Below are 16,467 nucleotides of genomic sequence, written 5' to 3'. Positions count from 1 at the left end.
TTGTGAGAGTTTGCGGAGTCGCGAGAGCGACTTATTTGGAGATGCTTCGACTGGGACGTATGATGATGAGCGAGAAATAAGGGATAGGCTGACGGGAGAGGAATGTGTCACGGTCACTGGTGAGAAGCTCTAGATCGGGATTGCCTAGATGCTCGGCATAGATGAAGTCGTAGTTGTCCTCGGCTATGACCTCACGAACGATGTCGGCACAGCGCGAGAGCTTCATCACTACCACCGTAACTCCTTTCGAAAGTTCCTCACGGAGCTGGGAGCTACTGAAAACCTTGCTCAGCACGAGAAGCGACTCGTCTTGGCGCACCAGCCCCTCACCAAAGGCTGCCGCTGCGGCTATATAATAAGGTATCCCTGGTACGATCTCTATCTTGGCACCCGCCTGACGTAGCCGGTCTGCGAGATACTGCACCGTGGCGTAGGTGCCAGCGTCACCGATGGTGACGACGCTACAGGCGAGCCCCCTACCCTGCTGCTCCATCAGTCGGGTGGCAAGCTGCTCGTAGTAGCTGATCGCCTCTGTGCGGTCGCTACTCATCGGGATCTCTAGGATCTGACATCGCTGAGCGAGGGCGGAGCCTTCGGGTAGTGCAGCGAGGATGCGGTGAGCGGCTTCGCCTAAGCAATAGATCTCGTCAGCCTTCTGAAGCTTGCCATAGGCACGTATAGAAATGTCCTCAGGCGTAGCAGCGCCGAGGGAGACGATTGCTATCGGCTGTGGCGCTTTCATCGGCGGAAGAGGTGCTTGAAGTTGTCATTGTAGAGTTTGGAGAGCCCAGCGCGATTGTCAATGGCGTCACCGATGACCATCAATGTGGTGAGCGTGAGGTGATGCTCGCGAACTATCTGCGCCAGCTCGGAGAGTTGACCTCGATAGATCCGTTGCTCGGGCCAGGTGAGCTTGTAGCAGACCGCCACGGGAGTCGTGGGCGGGTAGTGAACGAGTAGCTCCCGCTGCACCTCCTCGGCAAGGGTGGCGCTGAGGTAGATGCACATCGTGCTCTGCGAGGCGGCGAGCTTGTGCAGTTGCTCTCGCTCGGGCATTGGCGTACGACCGCCGCCTCGGGTTAGGATAATAGTCTGCACACGCTCAGGGATGGTAAACTGAGACCTGAGCTCTGCGGCGGCTGCTAGGAAAGAGGAGATGCCGGGCGTGATGTGGTAACTCATACCCGCCTCGTCAAAGAGCGCCATCTGCTCTTGTATCGCGCCAAAGATGGCGGGGTCTCCCGTGTGTAGCCGCACGATGAGCGCGTGCTTGTCGTAAAACTCCTTCATCAAGGCAAACTGCTCCTCGAGATTCATATCAGCGGAGCTTTTCACAGTGGCACCCTCCTTGGCATAGTAGGTTAACTCAATGGGAACTAAGCTACCAGCATAGAGGATCAGGTCGGCTCGCTCGAGGAAGTGCTTGCCACGCACGGAGATTAGTTCAGGATCGCCAGGACCCGCCCCAACGATCTCTATATGCCCGTGAGGCAACCCTTCGGGAGCTACGGCAAGGCTATAGGTGAAGTCGCTCTGCGGTGTGAGACATCCCTTTTGCTTCTCTATAATAAGGAGTCCACCCTGACTGGCTGCGAGTGCGGAGGCTTCGCTGACGCTCGTTGAACCAGTGGCTGTGGCGACACGTTCCGAGGGATTGGGCACCTCAATGGTGGCTAGCTCGTCGCTACTGTAGAAGTGGCAAGGCTTGCCTAAGTGCTGGGACAGCTCGTTGAGGATCGGTTCGCCACGCTTGAGCTCGATGCTATTGATCGTGGCGATAGCACTGGGTGCAAAGCCTTTGGCACGAATGTCGGAGAGGATATGCGCCACGACACCCTCGGGATTTGCCTGATGGCGACAGCCCACACCGAGGTGCAGGAGCTGCGGACGGAAGTAGAGACAAGGGATGGTCAAGCCCTCCAACAGACGAAAGCTCACTGCTATAAGCAGGTCGTAGCGACTTTGGTCAATCTCCTCGTAGTGGTAGTAGAGGTCCACATGCTCTGGGTGGGTGCGCTCTAGATAGGCTGTACCCTCGGAGCGCATCTCGAGAAGCAGGGCGACGGGGCGCTTATTGACAAAGGTGGTGATGGCAGCGTTCATACTACAACCCGCGGTCTCACTACTCCACCCGCTCTCTGCACCCAAGGTGTCTAACGCCCACAGCCCCTGACGGTCACTCTGAGTTGTGATGACTGGCTCGGCTCCTAGTATGTGTGCAATGCGGTCGGTCCATTCGTTGGCCCCGCCGATATGTCCCGAAGCTACGGAGATAACGTACCGCCCCGTGGTGTCTACGCAGAGGACTGCTGGGTCGTTGTGCTTATCCCTGAGCAATGGAGCAATAGTGCGAACGCAGATGCCCATGGCGGAAACGAAGAGTAAGACATCGCTCTCGTCAAAAAGAGTCTTAGCCCCCTCGGCTAGGCTGGGCAGTAGGGTGAATGCCTCGCTTAGCTTCTCCTGGTGTGTCGTATAGAGCTTTACATCGGGCAGTTCGCTCGCTATCTTGAGTGCGATTGCTTGACCATCGGGAGAGATTGCGAGGATCGCTATGCGTGTTTGTGAATTCATACTAGTGTGTGCTTTTGGTAGCTTGTAGGACAGCTATCGGGTTGTAGTCGTCGATCTGCATACGAGTCGTGGAGGCTATGGAACCACCGACGGTAGCGATGGCTCGTCTGAAGGCTTCCTCGCTCTCGCTCGATACGGAATTGAAGACGATCCGCCCACCTAGGGCGAGACGACGCCACGTCTCCTCGACAATCTCCTGCAAATGTCCGCCATGCCCGCCAATGAAGACTGCGTCAGGCTGAGGCAATGGATCAAGATCGGCACGAAGGAAGTCGCCCCCGCAGAAGGTAATGCCTGGCGTGTGGTGACGACGCGCATTGGCGTCGAGAAGCTCAGCGCCCTCGGGACGTATCTCGAAGGCGACCACCTGTAAGCTTGGTTGCTGCAGGCGAGCTTCGATAGAGACAGAGCCAGTGCAGGAACCGATGTCCCACAGGACGTGCGCCTGATGTAGGTCTAGCTGCGAGAGCGTCTCAAGACGTATCGCCCGCTTGGTGATCATACGCTCACGTCCGTTGAGCGGAATGAAGTCCGCATCGGGGATACCAAAGGAACGTGGCAAGGGCTTCGTCTGAATGAGGATTAAGTTGTTGGGATAGGCGAAAGTGCGCTCAGCCATTTCCGCAATAGAGAGACGGTAGAGCTGCTGTCGCTCCCTATTGCCTAGATGCTCCCCAACGATGGCTCGGTAATTGTCGTAGCCGTAGTCGAGCATGCGCTGGGCGATACGCTGAGGAGTGTGCTCCTTGCGATCGGTCAGGATGCCGATCATTCGCTCGCCAGAGATTAGCGCAGCGTCAAAGGCTTGCCACGGTCTCCCCGTAAGCGACACAACGTGCATATCTTGATACGGTTGCAGAGCCGCATGGGCGAGCAGCTGGAGAGAGTGGAAGTAAGGGTGTAGCTCAATCTCCGCCTCGGGGAGGAGCTGCATGATGCGTTGCCCGATACCGTTGAAGATGGGGTCGCACGAGGCGAAGACAACGACCGTGTCGTACGCTTTGTACTGCTCGATCACATCGTCTATCGGCGGAGTTATATCGATCCAGTGATACTCCGACGGCAAGATCTCACGGACGATATCGTGGTGCCGAGCCCCTCCTGAGAAAGTGCGCTCGCCAGTGAGCCGCTCCAGTAGCTCTGGATTCCACCGTTGCTCACGATCGTCACTGAGCCCTATGAGGATGATTTTCATAGGTCACGGCCAGGCTTGAGCGTCTCGGCATCGCCATAGCTAAGGGTTGCGTTGACCAGCGTTGCCGCTAGATTGCTGCCCCCTTTGCGCCCCTCAATGATGAGCTTAGGGATGTCGTGGAAAGGCTTGACCATGTGCTTTGACTCGCATACATGGACGAAGCCGACGGGTGCTGCGATGATCCCAGCGGGGTGAGCCTTGCCCTGGCGAATGAGGTGCGCCAGCTCCATGAGAGCCGTCGGTGCGTTGCCAAAAGCGTAGAGCGCATCGGGGTGCTCCTCGACAGCGAGCCGTATGCCAGCTTGTGTGCGGGTTATGTCCAGTCGCTCTGCCATCTCAGCGACACGCGGGTCGTGCAGGTAGCAGAGGACCTCGATACCGTAGCGCGCCAAGGCTCCTTTGCGGATGCCCGAGGCGACCATCGTCACGTCGGTCACGATGGTGCGTATCTTGCCATCCACATAACCTTGGTAAATGCGAGAGACCGCATTGGGGTCGCTATAGAGTAGCTCCTCCATCTCAAAGTCGGCCGTCGTATGGACCGCGTGGAGCATCGCCCAGAGGTGGTCGAGCGGATAGCTCTCAGGATGCTTGAGTAGCGAAAGGATCGTGCGAAAGCTCTCGCTCATGATGCGTTGCCCGACCTTCTCCTCGTCACTGCCTTTGTCACGATAGTAGCCTCGTGGCGTAACGATCTTACCCTTTGAGAGGAAGCTCTGACTATTGCCGATGATGAGGACGGTAAACATATCCACCTCTTGCGTATCCAGCTCTCGCAGGGTCGTTGTCCAGACCCGTTGGTCGGGGCGCCCCGCTTGTTGCACCAGTCCTACGGGCGTGTCGGGTGACCGATGCTTGAGGAATAGCTCTCGCACACGCTCCAGCTGCCAGTACCGCTTGATGCTCTTGGGGTTGTAGAGCGCTGTGACGAAGTCAGCCTCCGCAGCCGCGATGGCGCGTCGCTCGATGATTGCCCACGGAGTCATCAGATCACTCAGCGAGATGATGCAGAGATCATGACCAATGGGTGCCCCAAGGAGGGCAGCCGCTTTCTGAAAGGCGGAGATCCCAGGCAATACCTCTAGCTCCACATCACTCCCCCGCTCATCGCACATCTCATAGAGGAGCGGAGCCATCCCGTAGATGCCCGCATCGCCAGAGCTAATGACACAAACCGTTTGCCCAGCCTCGGCTCGCTCGATAGCAAGCCTAGCTCGCTCACGCTCTTGGCGCATACCTGTGTCGATGCACTCAGCGCCCTCGTGTAGGTACTCTTGGATAAATTGAAAGTAGTAAGCATACCCCACCACCACATCAGCCTCTCTAAGGGCTTGATGCACGGCGGGCGTTATATCTTCTGGACTGCCGGGACCAATGCCGGCGATATAGATCTTCTTCATAGTATCTCTATTTGTTATTGTTGGACGGACTGCACTCACCGCTTATTTTTACTGCGACGAGACTTCGCCCGACGAATGACTCTGCTAAGGTAACGAAAACCGAGCACTACGCCACTCACCGACACAACCAAACCACCCAATACCAGCACCAGCATGCAAATGATACGTAGCGTCGGATGCTCCGCAAAGAAGCCGATGCGGAGGTTGTGACAGAAGGGGTAAAGCCACTTCTTGACCCGTCCGTTGAGACTGTAGTAACGCGTCTCTCCAGTCGTCGGACTGATGTAGAGACGACTCGACTCCTTGTCCTGTGCCGAGATGCGGTAGATCGGCAACTCATACTTATCATTTAGGCTAGCATAGTAGTTGTCGTAGTGATCCATTAGCTCGATCTGCATGTCGGCAGTTCCCAGCACAGGCGTGAGCTTAGCTTTGATATCCTCCTCTGTCAGATGCAACGGCTGTGGAGCCTCACCCAGCGCATCCCAGCTCTCCAGTTGTCCGTGGCGCTGCACCTCGTAGTAAGGGTGCCCGCCATAGCTCCGCCAAGTAATCTGCTGCACACCGCCTAGGTCAAGTAGCAAGCGGTAGTCATACATGTCCGAGCGACCCAGCTGTGGAGCCTCCACCTGCTGCGCCTCCTTGCGCTTCGTCTCAGTCTCATGCTGAGGCACGATCCACGATGGTAGATCGTAGAGCGACATCACCCCGCTGAGGGCGAAAAGCGTTAGCGACAGACCAAAGATCACACCACCGACGAGGTGCCAGTGCAAAGTCTTCTGGCGCTTGTAGGGACTGCGCAAACGCTTCGTTCGTCTCCACATACGGAGGTAAAGACGTATCCCAAGGTAAAGCCCCGTAAAAGCAGCAATGACAGCCAGCGAAGCGAAGATTGAGATGACCCAAAGCCAGACGGTGCGGTTTTGCCGTAGCCACCAGTAGTAAAACATGTGGGGAATCGTACCACACGATGCCCCAATACGCTCCGAACGAGTGCAGAACTGTACCGCATCACCCGTTTGACTAGAGAGATAAAGGTAAGTTCCCTCAGGATCGTCAAAGCGGTATCGGTAAAGGGGCAGATCCTTCTTGACCCTCGGGTAAGGCGTCCACGTGTCTATGTGTCGTATCGTATCAACCGCCACGATAGGCGCAGAGCTAAAGCGCGACGCATACTGCTCATACCAAGCCTCTGGCACCGAAGCCGTAGCCGTCGTAAGGAGCGAGTCCGCATGCCACAGATACCCCCCCTCGCTCGTCTCCACACGCCACACTGGCTCGCCACAATGCGTGGTGAGCGCAAGTGCCGTCAGCTCTTCGCCAGGCTGTAGCTTCGCCTGTAGCGTAGCTTCCGACGGTAGAGCCGCCGAGGCCGCGAGGGTGTCCTGTAGCGGTAAGTCCTTGTCCCCGAGACGGGGAAAGGAACAAAAGATCATCACTCCTCCCGAGATCAACCATAAGAGGAAGAGCGGGGCACAGACGGTGCCAAGTACTTTGTGAAGCCAGCGCATAGCCGTGATTTGGTTATAGGATTATCATGTTTCATGAGAGGTCGCTCAGATGGGGCAAAGAGTGCGAGACATCAGCGCCTCTCCTCTCGTAGCGACCTCCTCTTGACCGCAAAGATACCACTATTCGCAAAGAGAATCACAAACTAAGGAAAAATAAGCAAAGGCTGGCGAAGCGTAATCCAGATCTCCTAACATGACGCGCTAAGCCTTTTATACTCAAACGAATATCTAGTGTTTTAATCCAAACACCACACCTGTCTAGAATCACAGCTTCGAGGAAATGGAGAATTTCCTCGGAGCTTTTTTTTATTTGCCACGGAGCAAACGAAAAATTCTTCGGAACTTTGATTTCTTTCTTCCGAACTTTCATTTCATTCTTCCGAACTTTTATTTCCCGGTTCCGTGGAGAATTTTCGTTTGCTCCGTGGAGATTTCTGATTATCTCCGTGGAGATCGCTTTTGGGGGCGAGTGAAGTTGTGGCAGATTCCTTTTTTTGTGCTACATTTGCCAATGTATCAATAATGCCTCACAGTATGAAAAGAGTTTATCTATCCGTACGCTCGCTCCTATCCGCTGGAGCCGCTCTCCTACTTGGTTGGCTAGGCTTCTCTGGTTGCTCGAAAACTCCTGATGCCGGGATGGCCGAGTATGGCACGCCCACAGTCGATTACGAGTTTAAGGTGCGCGTCACCGACCAAGACGCTAAGCCTGTCGAGGGTCTTCAGGTAGACCTACCCAGTAGCTATGGAGACGAAAAGGAGCTCACCGATGCTCAGGGCAATGCGGAGATAGACGGGAGCTACACGGGCTTTCACAGAGATCATCAGGTGGTCCTAGAGGTGAAGGACATTGATGGCGAGAAGAATGGCGTCGTTGCAGACAAGCAGGTGACCGTAGAGGTCAAGGAGAGCGACTTCGTCAGCAAAGGCTCTAAGAAGTGGAACAACGGCAAGGTAAAGAAGGCTATAGAGATCCAAGTGGAGCGCAAGTAATCTAGTCTAAGTTTATTGCGCGTCTTCCGCAATTGTATTACATTTGTCGTAGTATCAAAGCGACCACACTATGAAAAGAGTTTATCTATCCGTACGCTCGCTCCTATCCGCTGGAGCCTCCCTCCTACTCGGCTGGCTGGGATTCGCTAGTTGCGATAGCATCGGAATGGCTGAGTATGGCACGCCTACAGTCGATTACGAGTTCAAGGTGCGCGTCACCGACCAAGACGCTAAGCCTGTCGAGGGTCTTCAGGTAAACCTACCCAATGGTCGTGGAGACAAAAAGAAGCTCACCGATGCTCAGGGCAATGTGGAGCTAGAGGGTAGCTACACGGGATTCCGCGGGGATCATGGGGTAGCCCTAGAGGTGAAGGACATCGATGGCGAGAAGAATGGCGTCGTCGCAGACAAGCAAGTGATCGTAGATATCAAGGAGAGCGACTTCGTCAGCAAAGGCTCTGGAAACTGGAACAACGGCAAGGTAAAAAAGGACATAGAGATCCAAGTGGAGCGCAAGTAACCTCTGTAACGTCTCTATCCTCACTCCTATTTATATATAGTGTATGAAGAGAAAACTCTCAAATATCATTTCTAATCTAATTGCTGGCACATTGCTTGCGCTGATCGGTTGCTTGGGTTTCTCCAGCTGTAAGACACGCACTACGCAGAGGACAAGCGAGGGTGGCAAGTCGGAGCAACCCGACACGACGACGCTCGCCAAGCCTAAACCTAGACCAGACGGTATGGGCATGGTGATGTATGGCACGCCTACGACGATGTTTGAGCCGAAGCAGATCGTAGAGCCGGAGAAGCCAGAGTGAACTAGAGATCGTGGTCTCATCTGATGAAACTGAGCAAGCATAAGTCCGTCGGGCAGACGCTCTTGCGTCCAGCATTCAAGCAGCGGATAGCTCTTGACCTGCATCGTGTCCTGCAGGCGGACAATGTGCGTCGGCACCCGATGACGACACTCTTCTGGGAGTGTACGCTGCGCTGCAATCTGCACTGCGGGCACTGCGGCAGCGACTGCCGTGTGGAGAGCGGGGTCGATGAGCTGTCGGTCGCTGACTTTATCCATATTATTGACGGGCTGACGCCTCACGTCGATCCGAACAAGCTACTGGTCATCTTCACGGGTGGCGAGGCGCTCGTGCGGCAAGACATTGAGGAGGCGGGGCTAGCCCTCTACCGTCGTGGCTACCCGTGGGGCATCGTGACCAATGGGATGCTCCTTGACGAGAAGCGTCTAGAGAGTTTGCGCCGTGCTGGACTACACACAGCGACGGTGAGCCTAGATGGCTTTGCCGAGGCGCACAACGCTTTGCGAGGGCATCCACTTAGCTACGAACGAGCTTGGCGAGCTATCCAACTACTCACGCAGGCTGAGGACTTGGTCTGGGACGTGGTGACTTGTGTCAATCCGATGAACTTTGACTCGCTCCCCGCCTTTCGCCAGCAACTGATTGATGCGGGTGTGAAGCGGTGGAGACTCTTCTCTATCTTCCCTGTGGGACGCGCTGCGGAGAATAAGCAGCTCCAGCTCTCCGACAGTCAGTACTACCAGATGATGCAGTTTATCATCGAGACGAATGAGGCTGGAGAGATCGAGGCGCAGTATGGGTGTGAGGGCTACTTGGGAGCCTTCGAGGGGCGCACGCGCAAACAGTTTTATCAATGCCGTGCTGGCGTAAACATCGCCTCTATCCTGTGCGACGGCTCTATCAGTGCCTGCCCGAGTATTCGCTTTGACCACAAGCAGGGCAACATACATCACGACGATCTGTGGCAGGTGTGGGAGGAGCGCTTCGAGAGTTATCGTGATCGCTCGTGGGCTAAGACAGGACCCTGTGCCGATTGTAAAAGCTGGAAGTACTGTTTGGGCAATGGTATGCACCTACGAGACGATGAAGGCAAACTCCTCGTCTGCCATCTCCAGCGTCTTGAAGCGGGTGCCGAGGCACTGCATGCCTCTGGGGGAAGATGACCCAACGATCGCTATCACCGACGGAGCTTATCGTTCGCTATGCACACGATGAGCTACATTTGAGCGCTGTAGGCTTAGCAGCTGCGGGAGCCGTTCCGCCAGATGTCTGGCAAGCTTATCAGCAGACCATCACAGGAGATGCTTACGCTGGACTAGACTACCTGCAGCGCTATGATGATGTTCGCTCAGATCCTCGCAAGTTGCTGCCCGATGCTCAGTCAATCATTGTCGTGGCGCAGAGCTATTACCCACCAGTCAAGCAACCGCTAGAGGCTCCCCAAGTAGCTTACTACGCCTACGGACGCGACTACCACAAGGTGGTACGCAAGAAGCTGGAGCGTCTCCTTTCATTCATTCAGTCAGAGGTGGATCAGAGCGCCACGGGGCGTGTCTGCTGCGACACGGCTCCGCTACTGGAGCGCTACTGGATCATGCAGAGCGGGCTTGCCTATCAGGGTCGCTCGAAGATGATGATCATACCTAAGCTGGGCACATTCTTTATCTATGGCTTCCTGGTCGTCTCTCTACCGCTGGAGTACGGTACGGTGATAGATAGGAACTACTGTGGTCGCTGTCGGAGATGTATCGACCATTGTCCTGGAGGCGCTTTGCAGGCTGACGGCACCTTCCGAGCTGATCGTTGTCTGAGCTACCTGACGATCGAGCATCGGGGCGCTTGGACGGAGGGCGTCGCTGAGCGGCTAGGCAATAGACTCTTCGGCTGTGACGTTTGTCAGACTGTTTGTCCGCACAATGCACACTGTACACCGCACGACGAACCAGACTTTATGATCCGCCCCGCCATTGCCCAGCTGACCTATGAGCAACTGGCAAACTTTACCCCTGAACTCTACGAAACACTAACGATAGGCTCCTCAATGCGACGATGCGCCTACGAAGACTTCCTCCGCAATGCCGAGGCGGTCTTAACCAATCACACGACTACCCTATGACTAGACACTATAATATAGCAGACCTACGAGGGCGCTTCATGCGCCGACTGAAAGATTACGGTCTCCCCCTCTCCATACTGATCGGCATCGTAGGCTATCGCCCGCTCTCCACGCTGAGCCCCGCCATACCCTACATGCTGATGCTGATGCTTTTCTTTAGCTTTCTCAAGCTTACGCCTAGAGATCTGCGCATACGCCCCGTACACTTTCTCTTGCAGTTCATACAGATCATGCTAGCAGTGGGGGGCTACCTGCTGGTGCGCTACTCGGGCATCTCCGAGAGCACGCTCCTCGCTGAGGGACTGATGATCTGCTTCTTCTGTCCTGCAGCCTCCGCATCGCCCGTGGTCATCGGCTTCCTCGGGGGCAATGTCGCCCTCGGCACCACCTATGTCCTGCTGACCAGTGTGGGAGTCATCGCCTTGGCGCCGCTCCTGCTGGGCTTCTTCGGCAGTGGTGCGATGGACTACGGAGCCACTTTTGTGCAAATCTTCTACCGTGTGCTACCAGTCATCACGCTGCCCCTGCTCCTCGCCTGGGCCGTCCGCTATGGGGCTAAACCCGCCTATCGTGTGCTCTCGAAGATCCCATCGGCCAGCTTCTGGGTCTGGCTCCTTAGCCTCTCGCTCATCATGGCCAATACGGTATACTTCATCGCTGAGGAGCCACGAGAGATGATTCCGACGATGATACTCCTCGGTGTGATGGGGCTAATAGCCTGCATCGTTCAGTTTGTCCTCGGCAAGTGGCTCAGCAAGCGAATACTCGGCGAGAGCATCACGCTCGGGCAGAGCTTGGGACAAAAGAACTCGACCATCGCCATCTGGCTGGCGCAGAGCTACCTCAACCCGCTCTCCTCCGTCGCTATGGCAGCCTACTCTATCTGGCAAAACCTTCTCAACGCTTACCAGATACACCAAGCGACGAAGCGCTCGGGCAAAAAGCAATCGTAAAGATGAGCAACGGTCAGCGGGACCGCTCCGCCCTGTTTGCGCACCAGTCCGTAGCCTGTCGGTATCGCTTATTTTGTTACCTTTGTCCTCAGAGTAACAAAGGTGCCGTGTACCACGTTGCGACACAACAAAACGTGCCTCTCCACTGGAAGACGCATCAAACAATAAAGAGAATAAGCTATGATGAACAAAGCTGACTACCAAAAGCTCGCCCCCTCCACACTATGGGGCTATTTCTATGATCTCACACAGATACCCCGCCCCACAGGACACTGTCAGGCTGTGCGGGAGTATGTCGTTGCCGAGGGCAAGCGACTAGGACTAGAGACCCATGTAGATGAGGTGGGCAACGTATTGATCCGTAAGCCAGCCACACCAGGACTAGTGGATCGTCCCGTAGCTACCCTGCAGGGACACCTAGACATGGTGCCGCAGAAGAACTCTGACAAGGTGCACAACTTCGAGACCGACCCTATCCAAACGATGCAAGAGGGCGACTGGATCACGGCCGATGGCACGACACTCGGTGCGGACAACGGGATGGGCGTTGCCTTCTCTCTAGCGATCCTCGCTGATGATACGCTCAAGCATGGTCCCCTCGAGGCGCTCTTTACCATTGATGAGGAGGTCGGTATGGACGGTGCCAACGGACTTAAGCCAGGCTTTAGCAAGGGCGACATACTCCTTAATATAGACTCCGAGGTGGAGGGCGACCTCTTCGTCGGTTGTGCTGGTGGTGTCGATGTCAACGTCTCTCTAGAGTACCAAGACAACCACGAGCCTGACGCAGACGAGATAGGCGTGCGCCTTACGATCAAGGGACTCAAGGGCGGACACAGCGGTGTGGACATACACCTCGGTCGTGCCAATGCCAACAAGCTCATGGCGCGTCTCCTCAAGGAGGCTGTCTCGCAGTGTGGTGCTCTAGTCGCTGAGATCGATGGCGGTAACATGCGCAATGCGATACCTCGTGAGGCAGTCGCTCTGCTCTCTATCAAGGAGGACGACACTGAGGCGCTTTGGGAGCTAGTATCCGACTACGAGGAACTATTCAACAAGGAGTTCGCAGGAATCGAGAATCACATCACCGTCTCTCTAGAGCGCTGTGACCGTCCTAAGACGATCCTGCCCGACGAAATACAGGACGCGCTGATCCATGCGCTGAATGCTTGTCAGAATGGTGTCATCTCAATGCTCTCTGAGTTCCCCGACACAGTAGAGGCTTCGTCAAATCTAGCTCAGGTACAGGCTGGCGAAGGACATATCTCCGTCCGCTTCCTCGTTCGCTCCTCGAGTGACTCACGCAAGATGTGGGTCGCCTCTAGCATCGAGAGTTGCTTCCTACTGATGGACGCTCGCGTTGAGTTTGACGCGTCCTATACAGGTTGGCAGCCCAATGCCGAGTCTCACATTATGCAAGTAATGTGTCAAGCCGCCAAGGAGATCTACGGCAAGGAGCCCGCTGTCAAGGTAATGCACGCAGGTCTCGAGTGCGGGATCATACAGGGTGTCATGCCCGATATGGATATGATCTCCTTCGGTCCTGAGATCCAGCACCCACACTCACCCGATGAGCGTGTGAGCAGCCCCTCTGTGGAGCGCAGCTATCGCATGCTCGTCCGTGCTTTGGACTAATCTAATCGATAAGAACATATGAAAAAAGCTTTTGTATTCCCAGGTCAAGGCGCTCAGTTCGTCGGGTATGGGTCAAGAGATCTATACGAAGAGCGAAGCCGTACGCAAGCTCTTTGCCGAGGCAAACGAAGTGCTAGGCTTTGACCTAACCAAGACCATGTTTGAGGGTACTGAAGAAGACCTCAAGCAGACGAAGGTAACGCAGCCCGCTGTCTTCCTCCACTCTGTGGCTATGACGGTGGCGCTCGGAGACGCCTTTGCACCAGATATGGTTGCGGGTCACTCGCTGGGCGAGTTTTCGGCACTGGTTGCGAGTCGCGCCTTGCCTTTTGCCGATGCACTGCGACTTGTCTCGGAGCGTGCGCTGGCTATGCAGGCAGCTTGCGAGGCACACCCCTCGACGATGGCTGCGATCATCGGACTGCCTGACGAAAAGATTGAGGAGATCTGCCGTGGCATCTCTGATCAGGTGGTGGTTCCTGCGAATTATAACTGCTCGGGTCAGGTAGTCATCTCTGGCACTATGGAGGGTATCGCTGAGGCTTGCGAGCAGCTCAAGGCTGCGGGGGCTAAGCGTGCGCTACCACTCAAGGTGGGCGGAGCCTTTCACTCACCGCTCATGCAGCCCGCCAAGGAGCGTCTGCAGCGTGCTATTGAGGCGACGACCTTTGCCACACCTATCTGCCCGATCTATCAGAATGTAGATGCTCGTCCTCACACCGATGTGGAGGAGATCAAAGCCAATCTGATCGCTCAGCTCACGGCTCCCGTACGCTGGACGAAGAGTGTCGAGGCGATGGTCGCCGATGGCGCTACACACTTCGTAGAGCTAGGACCAGGCAAAGTCTTAGCAGGTCTTATCGGTCGTATCGCCAGCGGTGTGACCTGTGAGAGCTTGGCAACGATCTAATGAATCTTTGCAAGAACTAAGGAGAGGACAAGTTCGGCTAGTCATCTAGTTGAGCTTGTCCTCTAGTTTATTCAGACATCTAAGTAGATAGTATTATGAGCGATAAGGAGTTACTAATCCCCTACACGCGGCTACCCCGCTCGGAGTGGCCTGAGGTTTACGGACGTCTCGAGGAGGCTGCCGTAGAGGCTACCCGCCGGTCGTATGCCCCGTATAGTCACTTTCACGTAGGAGCTGCGGCACTGCTAGAGGACGGCGAGATCGTGCTGGGGTGCAATCAGGAGAACGCCTCCTTCTCGCCCACACTCTGTGCCGAGCGAACGGCCCTCTACGCCATTGGGGCGCACCACCCAGGAGCTGTCGTGGAGCGGCTCATGATCGTCGCCGAGACGGAGGGCAAGCGTGTTGAGGCAATCTCCCCTTGTGGCGTATGCCGACAGGTGATGATGGAGACGGCAAAGCGACAGGGCAAACCCTTTGAAGTCATCCTCTGCGGGTCTGACGAAGCTATCGTTATCAGCGACTGTCGACTCCTCCTGCCCTTTGCCTTTGACGGTTCAGATATTCCTTCGTAGCGCTGGGCTCACCCACCATTTGTAGAGACCTATTTCCCATTAGTATATGGCTTATCGCATCATTACGATCAGTAGACAGTATGGCTGTGGCGCTCGCACCATAGGGCGTCAGCTCTCGGAGCAGCTCGGCTTGACCTATTACGACAAGGAGCTCATCCGCATGATCGCCGAGGAGAGTGGCTACGCAGCCGACTATGTCGAGGAGCAGAGCGAGTACGCCTCGACGTCGGGACTGGACTTCATGCCGATGTCGCACGGAGCACTCTTCTCCGTACCCATGACGGGGCTCGTCGAGACACCCTCGGTGACCCGCTATCTCAACGACTTCATCCTCAAGATAGCCGAGGAGCACCCTTGCGTCATCATCGGGCGCAGTGCCGACTACATCCTACGAGACCGAGACGACGTGCTCAACGTATTCCTCTATGCCAATGTCGAGGCGCGTGTCAAGACCCTCCTACAGCGAGGTGATGAGGCGACTGAAGACGAAGCGCGCAAGCGCATTGAGCAGTCCGACCGAGCCCGCCGCAAGAACTATAAGCAGCTGACCAATAGGGAGTGGGGCGAGTCGACCAACTACCACCTCTGCCTCAATACGGGAGCCTTTGGTGCGCCCTGTTGTACCGACATCATCGCGCACGCTTACCAGCTTCCCTGCGGTGGTGTAACCATTGGCAAAAAGTAACCCACTATGCGACTGACGGACAATTGGTTCAACGGCTTGGCCGAGAGCGAAGCTGGCCAAACGGCTCATCTGCATGTGCGTGATGAGCTGGAGGAGTTTCGCACTACGGGCAAGTACCGCTTTGTGATCGAGATCGCTTATCCCTTTGACGGCGAAGGCATAGAGCCCTCGGATACGGACAGTGCGCAGATAGAGGCGGTGGACGAACTGCTCCAGACAGCTATGGAGCGGGACAAGATGGCGATCCTCGCAGCCTCTATCCTAGAGCCAGTACGCAAAGTGTGGCTCTATGTAAGCCGTACGTACGACCCCTTCTTCGATCGTCTCGAGGAGGTGCTGGCGGAGCTGCCCCTCTTGCCACTACAATTTGAGGTAGTCCAAGACCCCGACTGGAGCTACTACCAGGAGCTACTAGACAAGCTACAGCCGTAGTCTAACAAACCACCCATCATCGTCATCCGATAAACGGTTCCTCCGCTGGAACTGAAACGTTCCTCCGCTGGAACTGAAAAGTTCCTCCCTTGGAACCGAAAGGTTCTAGGGGAACTATTTTTGGAACTCGTATCTACTAGTACGTCTGCACTCTGGGTTGGCGCACTCTTCGAAGTGAGGTCCTCCACGGCACTATCAAGGAAATCGCACGATTCCTCGGTAGAGCTTTTTGAATATCCAGTGAGGAACGGAAAAATTCTTCGGAACTTCGAAATCTTTCTTCCGAAGTTTCATTTCATTCTTCCGAACTTTTATTTCCCGGTTCCGTGAGGAATTTTCGTTTGCTCCATGGAGATTTGCGATTTCTTCGGTAGAAATTGAAATCAGCGGAGATGTAAGAGTAGCGACAGAGTGACTCTACACCGCTTTGTAGCGAGGATTTAGCCCTATAGTCCTCGAAGGTCATCAAAAAAGAGCAAAATATAATGCGTCAGCCCTGAGCAAAACGCCTTCTTGAACTCCAAATATTACTGATTTTTCAAGAGTACCGTTTTACAAACAATGTCCTTCAATGAGTAAATCGGCTGTCCGATGAAATAAAAGACTCTTCTTCCGCTGAAAAACTTTTATCGGACAGCAATTATTACAAGCGAGAGGATGTGGAAGC

The 16,467-nt window shown here is 55.2% G+C and carries 15 protein-coding genes and 1 pseudogene; 11 read left to right on the top strand and 5 right to left on the bottom strand.

The genetic code is table 11. The features are described from left to right. Positions 1 to 31: 31 nt before the first annotated feature. From PORUE0001_RS07445 to PORUE0001_RS07425, 5 genes are read right to left on the bottom strand one after another with little or no spacing between them, the layout of a single operon-like run. Positions 32 to 742: a precorrin-2 C(20)-methyltransferase gene (locus PORUE0001_RS07445; RefSeq protein ID WP_007365814.1), complete on the bottom strand. Its 711-nt coding sequence runs from the start codon at positions 740 to 742 to the stop codon at positions 32 to 34. Next, on the bottom strand, positions 739 to 2,574 hold the full coding sequence (cobM, locus tag PORUE0001_RS07440) for a precorrin-4 C(11)-methyltransferase (RefSeq protein WP_007365800.1): 1,836 nt from the start codon (positions 2,572 to 2,574) through the stop codon (positions 739 to 741). Before cobM ends, PORUE0001_RS07445 begins: the two co-directional genes overlap by 4 nt. Position 2,575: 1 nt before the next feature. Continuing rightward, entirely contained in the window at positions 2,576 to 3,769 is a 1,194-nt protein-coding gene (locus tag PORUE0001_RS07435) for a bifunctional cobalt-precorrin-7 (C(5))-methyltransferase/cobalt-precorrin-6B (C(15))-methyltransferase (RefSeq protein WP_007365737.1), read from the bottom strand. Continuing rightward, the gene (cobJ, locus tag PORUE0001_RS07430) at positions 3,766 to 5,169 is read right to left on the bottom strand and encodes a precorrin-3B C(17)-methyltransferase (protein WP_007365845.1); all 1,404 of its coding nucleotides are present in this window, start codon (positions 5,167 to 5,169) and stop codon (positions 3,766 to 3,768) included. Before cobJ ends, PORUE0001_RS07435 begins: the two co-directional genes overlap by 4 nt. 35 nt (positions 5,170 to 5,204) lie before the next feature. Beyond that, entirely contained in the window at positions 5,205 to 6,680 is a 1,476-nt protein-coding gene (locus PORUE0001_RS07425) for a PepSY domain-containing protein (RefSeq protein ID WP_007365779.1), read from the bottom strand. Between the two features lie 534 nt (positions 6,681 to 7,214). On the opposite strand from PORUE0001_RS07425, the gene PORUE0001_RS07415 reads away from it, so the two are divergent. From PORUE0001_RS07415 to PORUE0001_RS07365, 11 genes and pseudogenes are all read left to right on the top strand, one after another. Further along, on the top strand, positions 7,215 to 7,673 hold the full coding sequence (locus PORUE0001_RS07415; RefSeq protein WP_007365805.1) for a radical SAM-associated putative lipoprotein: 459 nt from the start codon (positions 7,215 to 7,217) through the stop codon (positions 7,671 to 7,673). Between the two features lie 70 nt (positions 7,674 to 7,743). Beyond that, positions 7,744 to 8,193: a radical SAM-associated putative lipoprotein gene (locus tag PORUE0001_RS07410; protein WP_007365782.1), complete on the top strand. Its 450-nt coding sequence runs from the start codon at positions 7,744 to 7,746 to the stop codon at positions 8,191 to 8,193. A gap of 43 nt (positions 8,194 to 8,236) precedes the next feature. After that, a complete protein-coding gene (locus PORUE0001_RS07405) occupies positions 8,237 to 8,494 on the top strand; it encodes a hypothetical protein (protein ID WP_039865779.1) in 258 nt (85 codons plus the stop codon). Between the two features lie 23 nt (positions 8,495 to 8,517). Next, a complete protein-coding gene (locus tag PORUE0001_RS07400) occupies positions 8,518 to 9,657 on the top strand; it encodes a TIGR04133 family radical SAM/SPASM protein (RefSeq protein WP_007365854.1) in 1,140 nt (379 codons plus the stop codon). Then, complete coding sequence (gene queG, locus PORUE0001_RS07395; RefSeq protein WP_039865778.1) at positions 9,654 to 10,610, top strand: tRNA epoxyqueuosine(34) reductase QueG; 957 nt, start codon at positions 9,654 to 9,656, stop codon at positions 10,608 to 10,610. Before PORUE0001_RS07400 ends, queG begins: the two co-directional genes overlap by 4 nt. Continuing rightward, positions 10,607 to 11,563 (top strand): bile acid:sodium symporter family protein, encoded by a 957-nt coding sequence (locus PORUE0001_RS07390; protein ID WP_007365749.1) that lies wholly within the window; start codon positions 10,607 to 10,609, stop codon positions 11,561 to 11,563. The genes queG and PORUE0001_RS07390 overlap by 4 nt, the downstream gene beginning before the upstream one ends. 180 nt (positions 11,564 to 11,743) lie before the next feature. Continuing rightward, entirely contained in the window at positions 11,744 to 13,198 is a 1,455-nt protein-coding gene (locus PORUE0001_RS07385; protein ID WP_039865777.1) for an aminoacyl-histidine dipeptidase, read from the top strand. A gap of 18 nt (positions 13,199 to 13,216) precedes the next feature. After that, positions 13,217 to 14,108: pseudogene (gene fabD / locus PORUE0001_RS07380) on the top strand (ACP S-malonyltransferase). A 95-nt stretch (positions 14,109 to 14,203) separates the two neighbouring features. Further along, positions 14,204 to 14,683, top strand: a complete 480-nt coding sequence (gene cdd / locus PORUE0001_RS07375; RefSeq protein ID WP_007365747.1) for a cytidine deaminase — start codon at positions 14,204 to 14,206, stop codon at positions 14,681 to 14,683. Positions 14,684 to 14,729: 46 nt separating this feature from the next. Then, positions 14,730 to 15,368: an AAA family ATPase gene (locus PORUE0001_RS07370; RefSeq protein ID WP_007365808.1), complete on the top strand. Its 639-nt coding sequence runs from the start codon at positions 14,730 to 14,732 to the stop codon at positions 15,366 to 15,368. Between the two features lie 6 nt (positions 15,369 to 15,374). Next, complete coding sequence (locus tag PORUE0001_RS07365; protein ID WP_007365760.1) at positions 15,375 to 15,800, top strand: DUF695 domain-containing protein; 426 nt, start codon at positions 15,375 to 15,377, stop codon at positions 15,798 to 15,800. The last annotated feature ends 667 nt before the right edge of the window (positions 15,801 to 16,467 follow it).

Origin of the sequence: Porphyromonas uenonis 60-3 (genome assembly GCF_000174775.1) — a bacterium.
In the GTDB taxonomy this organism is placed as follows: domain Bacteria; phylum Bacteroidota; class Bacteroidia; order Bacteroidales; family Porphyromonadaceae; genus Porphyromonas; species Porphyromonas uenonis_A.
Note: the sequence above shows the minus strand (reverse complement) of the source record. Positions and strands in the feature narration are given on the sequence as shown.

What these genes read in the sequence shown, in the direction of transcription:
- PORUE0001_RS07445 (WP_007365814.1), bottom strand. Translation starts at nt 742, where the DNA reads ATGAAAGCGCCACAGCCGATAGCAATCGTCTCCCTCGGCGCTGCTACG.
- cobM (WP_007365800.1), bottom strand. Translation starts at nt 2,574, where the DNA reads ATGAATTCACAAACACGCATAGCGATCCTCGCAATCTCTCCCGATGGT.
- PORUE0001_RS07435 (WP_007365737.1), bottom strand. Translation starts at nt 3,769, where the DNA reads ATGAAAATCATCCTCATAGGGCTCAGTGACGATCGTGAGCAACGGTGG.
- cobJ (WP_007365845.1), bottom strand. Translation starts at nt 5,169, where the DNA reads ATGAAGAAGATCTATATCGCCGGCATTGGTCCCGGCAGTCCAGAAGAT.
- PORUE0001_RS07425 (WP_007365779.1), bottom strand. Translation starts at nt 6,680, where the DNA reads ATGCGCTGGCTTCACAAAGTACTTGGCACCGTCTGTGCCCCGCTCTTC.
- PORUE0001_RS07415 (WP_007365805.1), top strand. Translation starts at nt 7,215, where the DNA reads ATGAAAAGAGTTTATCTATCCGTACGCTCGCTCCTATCCGCTGGAGCC.
- PORUE0001_RS07410 (WP_007365782.1), top strand. Translation starts at nt 7,744, where the DNA reads ATGAAAAGAGTTTATCTATCCGTACGCTCGCTCCTATCCGCTGGAGCC.
- PORUE0001_RS07405 (WP_039865779.1), top strand. Translation starts at nt 8,237, where the DNA reads ATGAAGAGAAAACTCTCAAATATCATTTCTAATCTAATTGCTGGCACA.
- PORUE0001_RS07400 (WP_007365854.1), top strand. Translation starts at nt 8,518, where the DNA reads ATGAAACTGAGCAAGCATAAGTCCGTCGGGCAGACGCTCTTGCGTCCA.
- queG (WP_039865778.1), top strand. Translation starts at nt 9,654, where the DNA reads ATGACCCAACGATCGCTATCACCGACGGAGCTTATCGTTCGCTATGCA.
- PORUE0001_RS07390 (WP_007365749.1), top strand. Translation starts at nt 10,607, where the DNA reads ATGACTAGACACTATAATATAGCAGACCTACGAGGGCGCTTCATGCGC.
- PORUE0001_RS07385 (WP_039865777.1), top strand. Translation starts at nt 11,744, where the DNA reads ATGATGAACAAAGCTGACTACCAAAAGCTCGCCCCCTCCACACTATGG.
- cdd (WP_007365747.1), top strand. Translation starts at nt 14,204, where the DNA reads ATGAGCGATAAGGAGTTACTAATCCCCTACACGCGGCTACCCCGCTCG.
- PORUE0001_RS07370 (WP_007365808.1), top strand. Translation starts at nt 14,730, where the DNA reads ATGGCTTATCGCATCATTACGATCAGTAGACAGTATGGCTGTGGCGCT.
- PORUE0001_RS07365 (WP_007365760.1), top strand. Translation starts at nt 15,375, where the DNA reads ATGCGACTGACGGACAATTGGTTCAACGGCTTGGCCGAGAGCGAAGCT.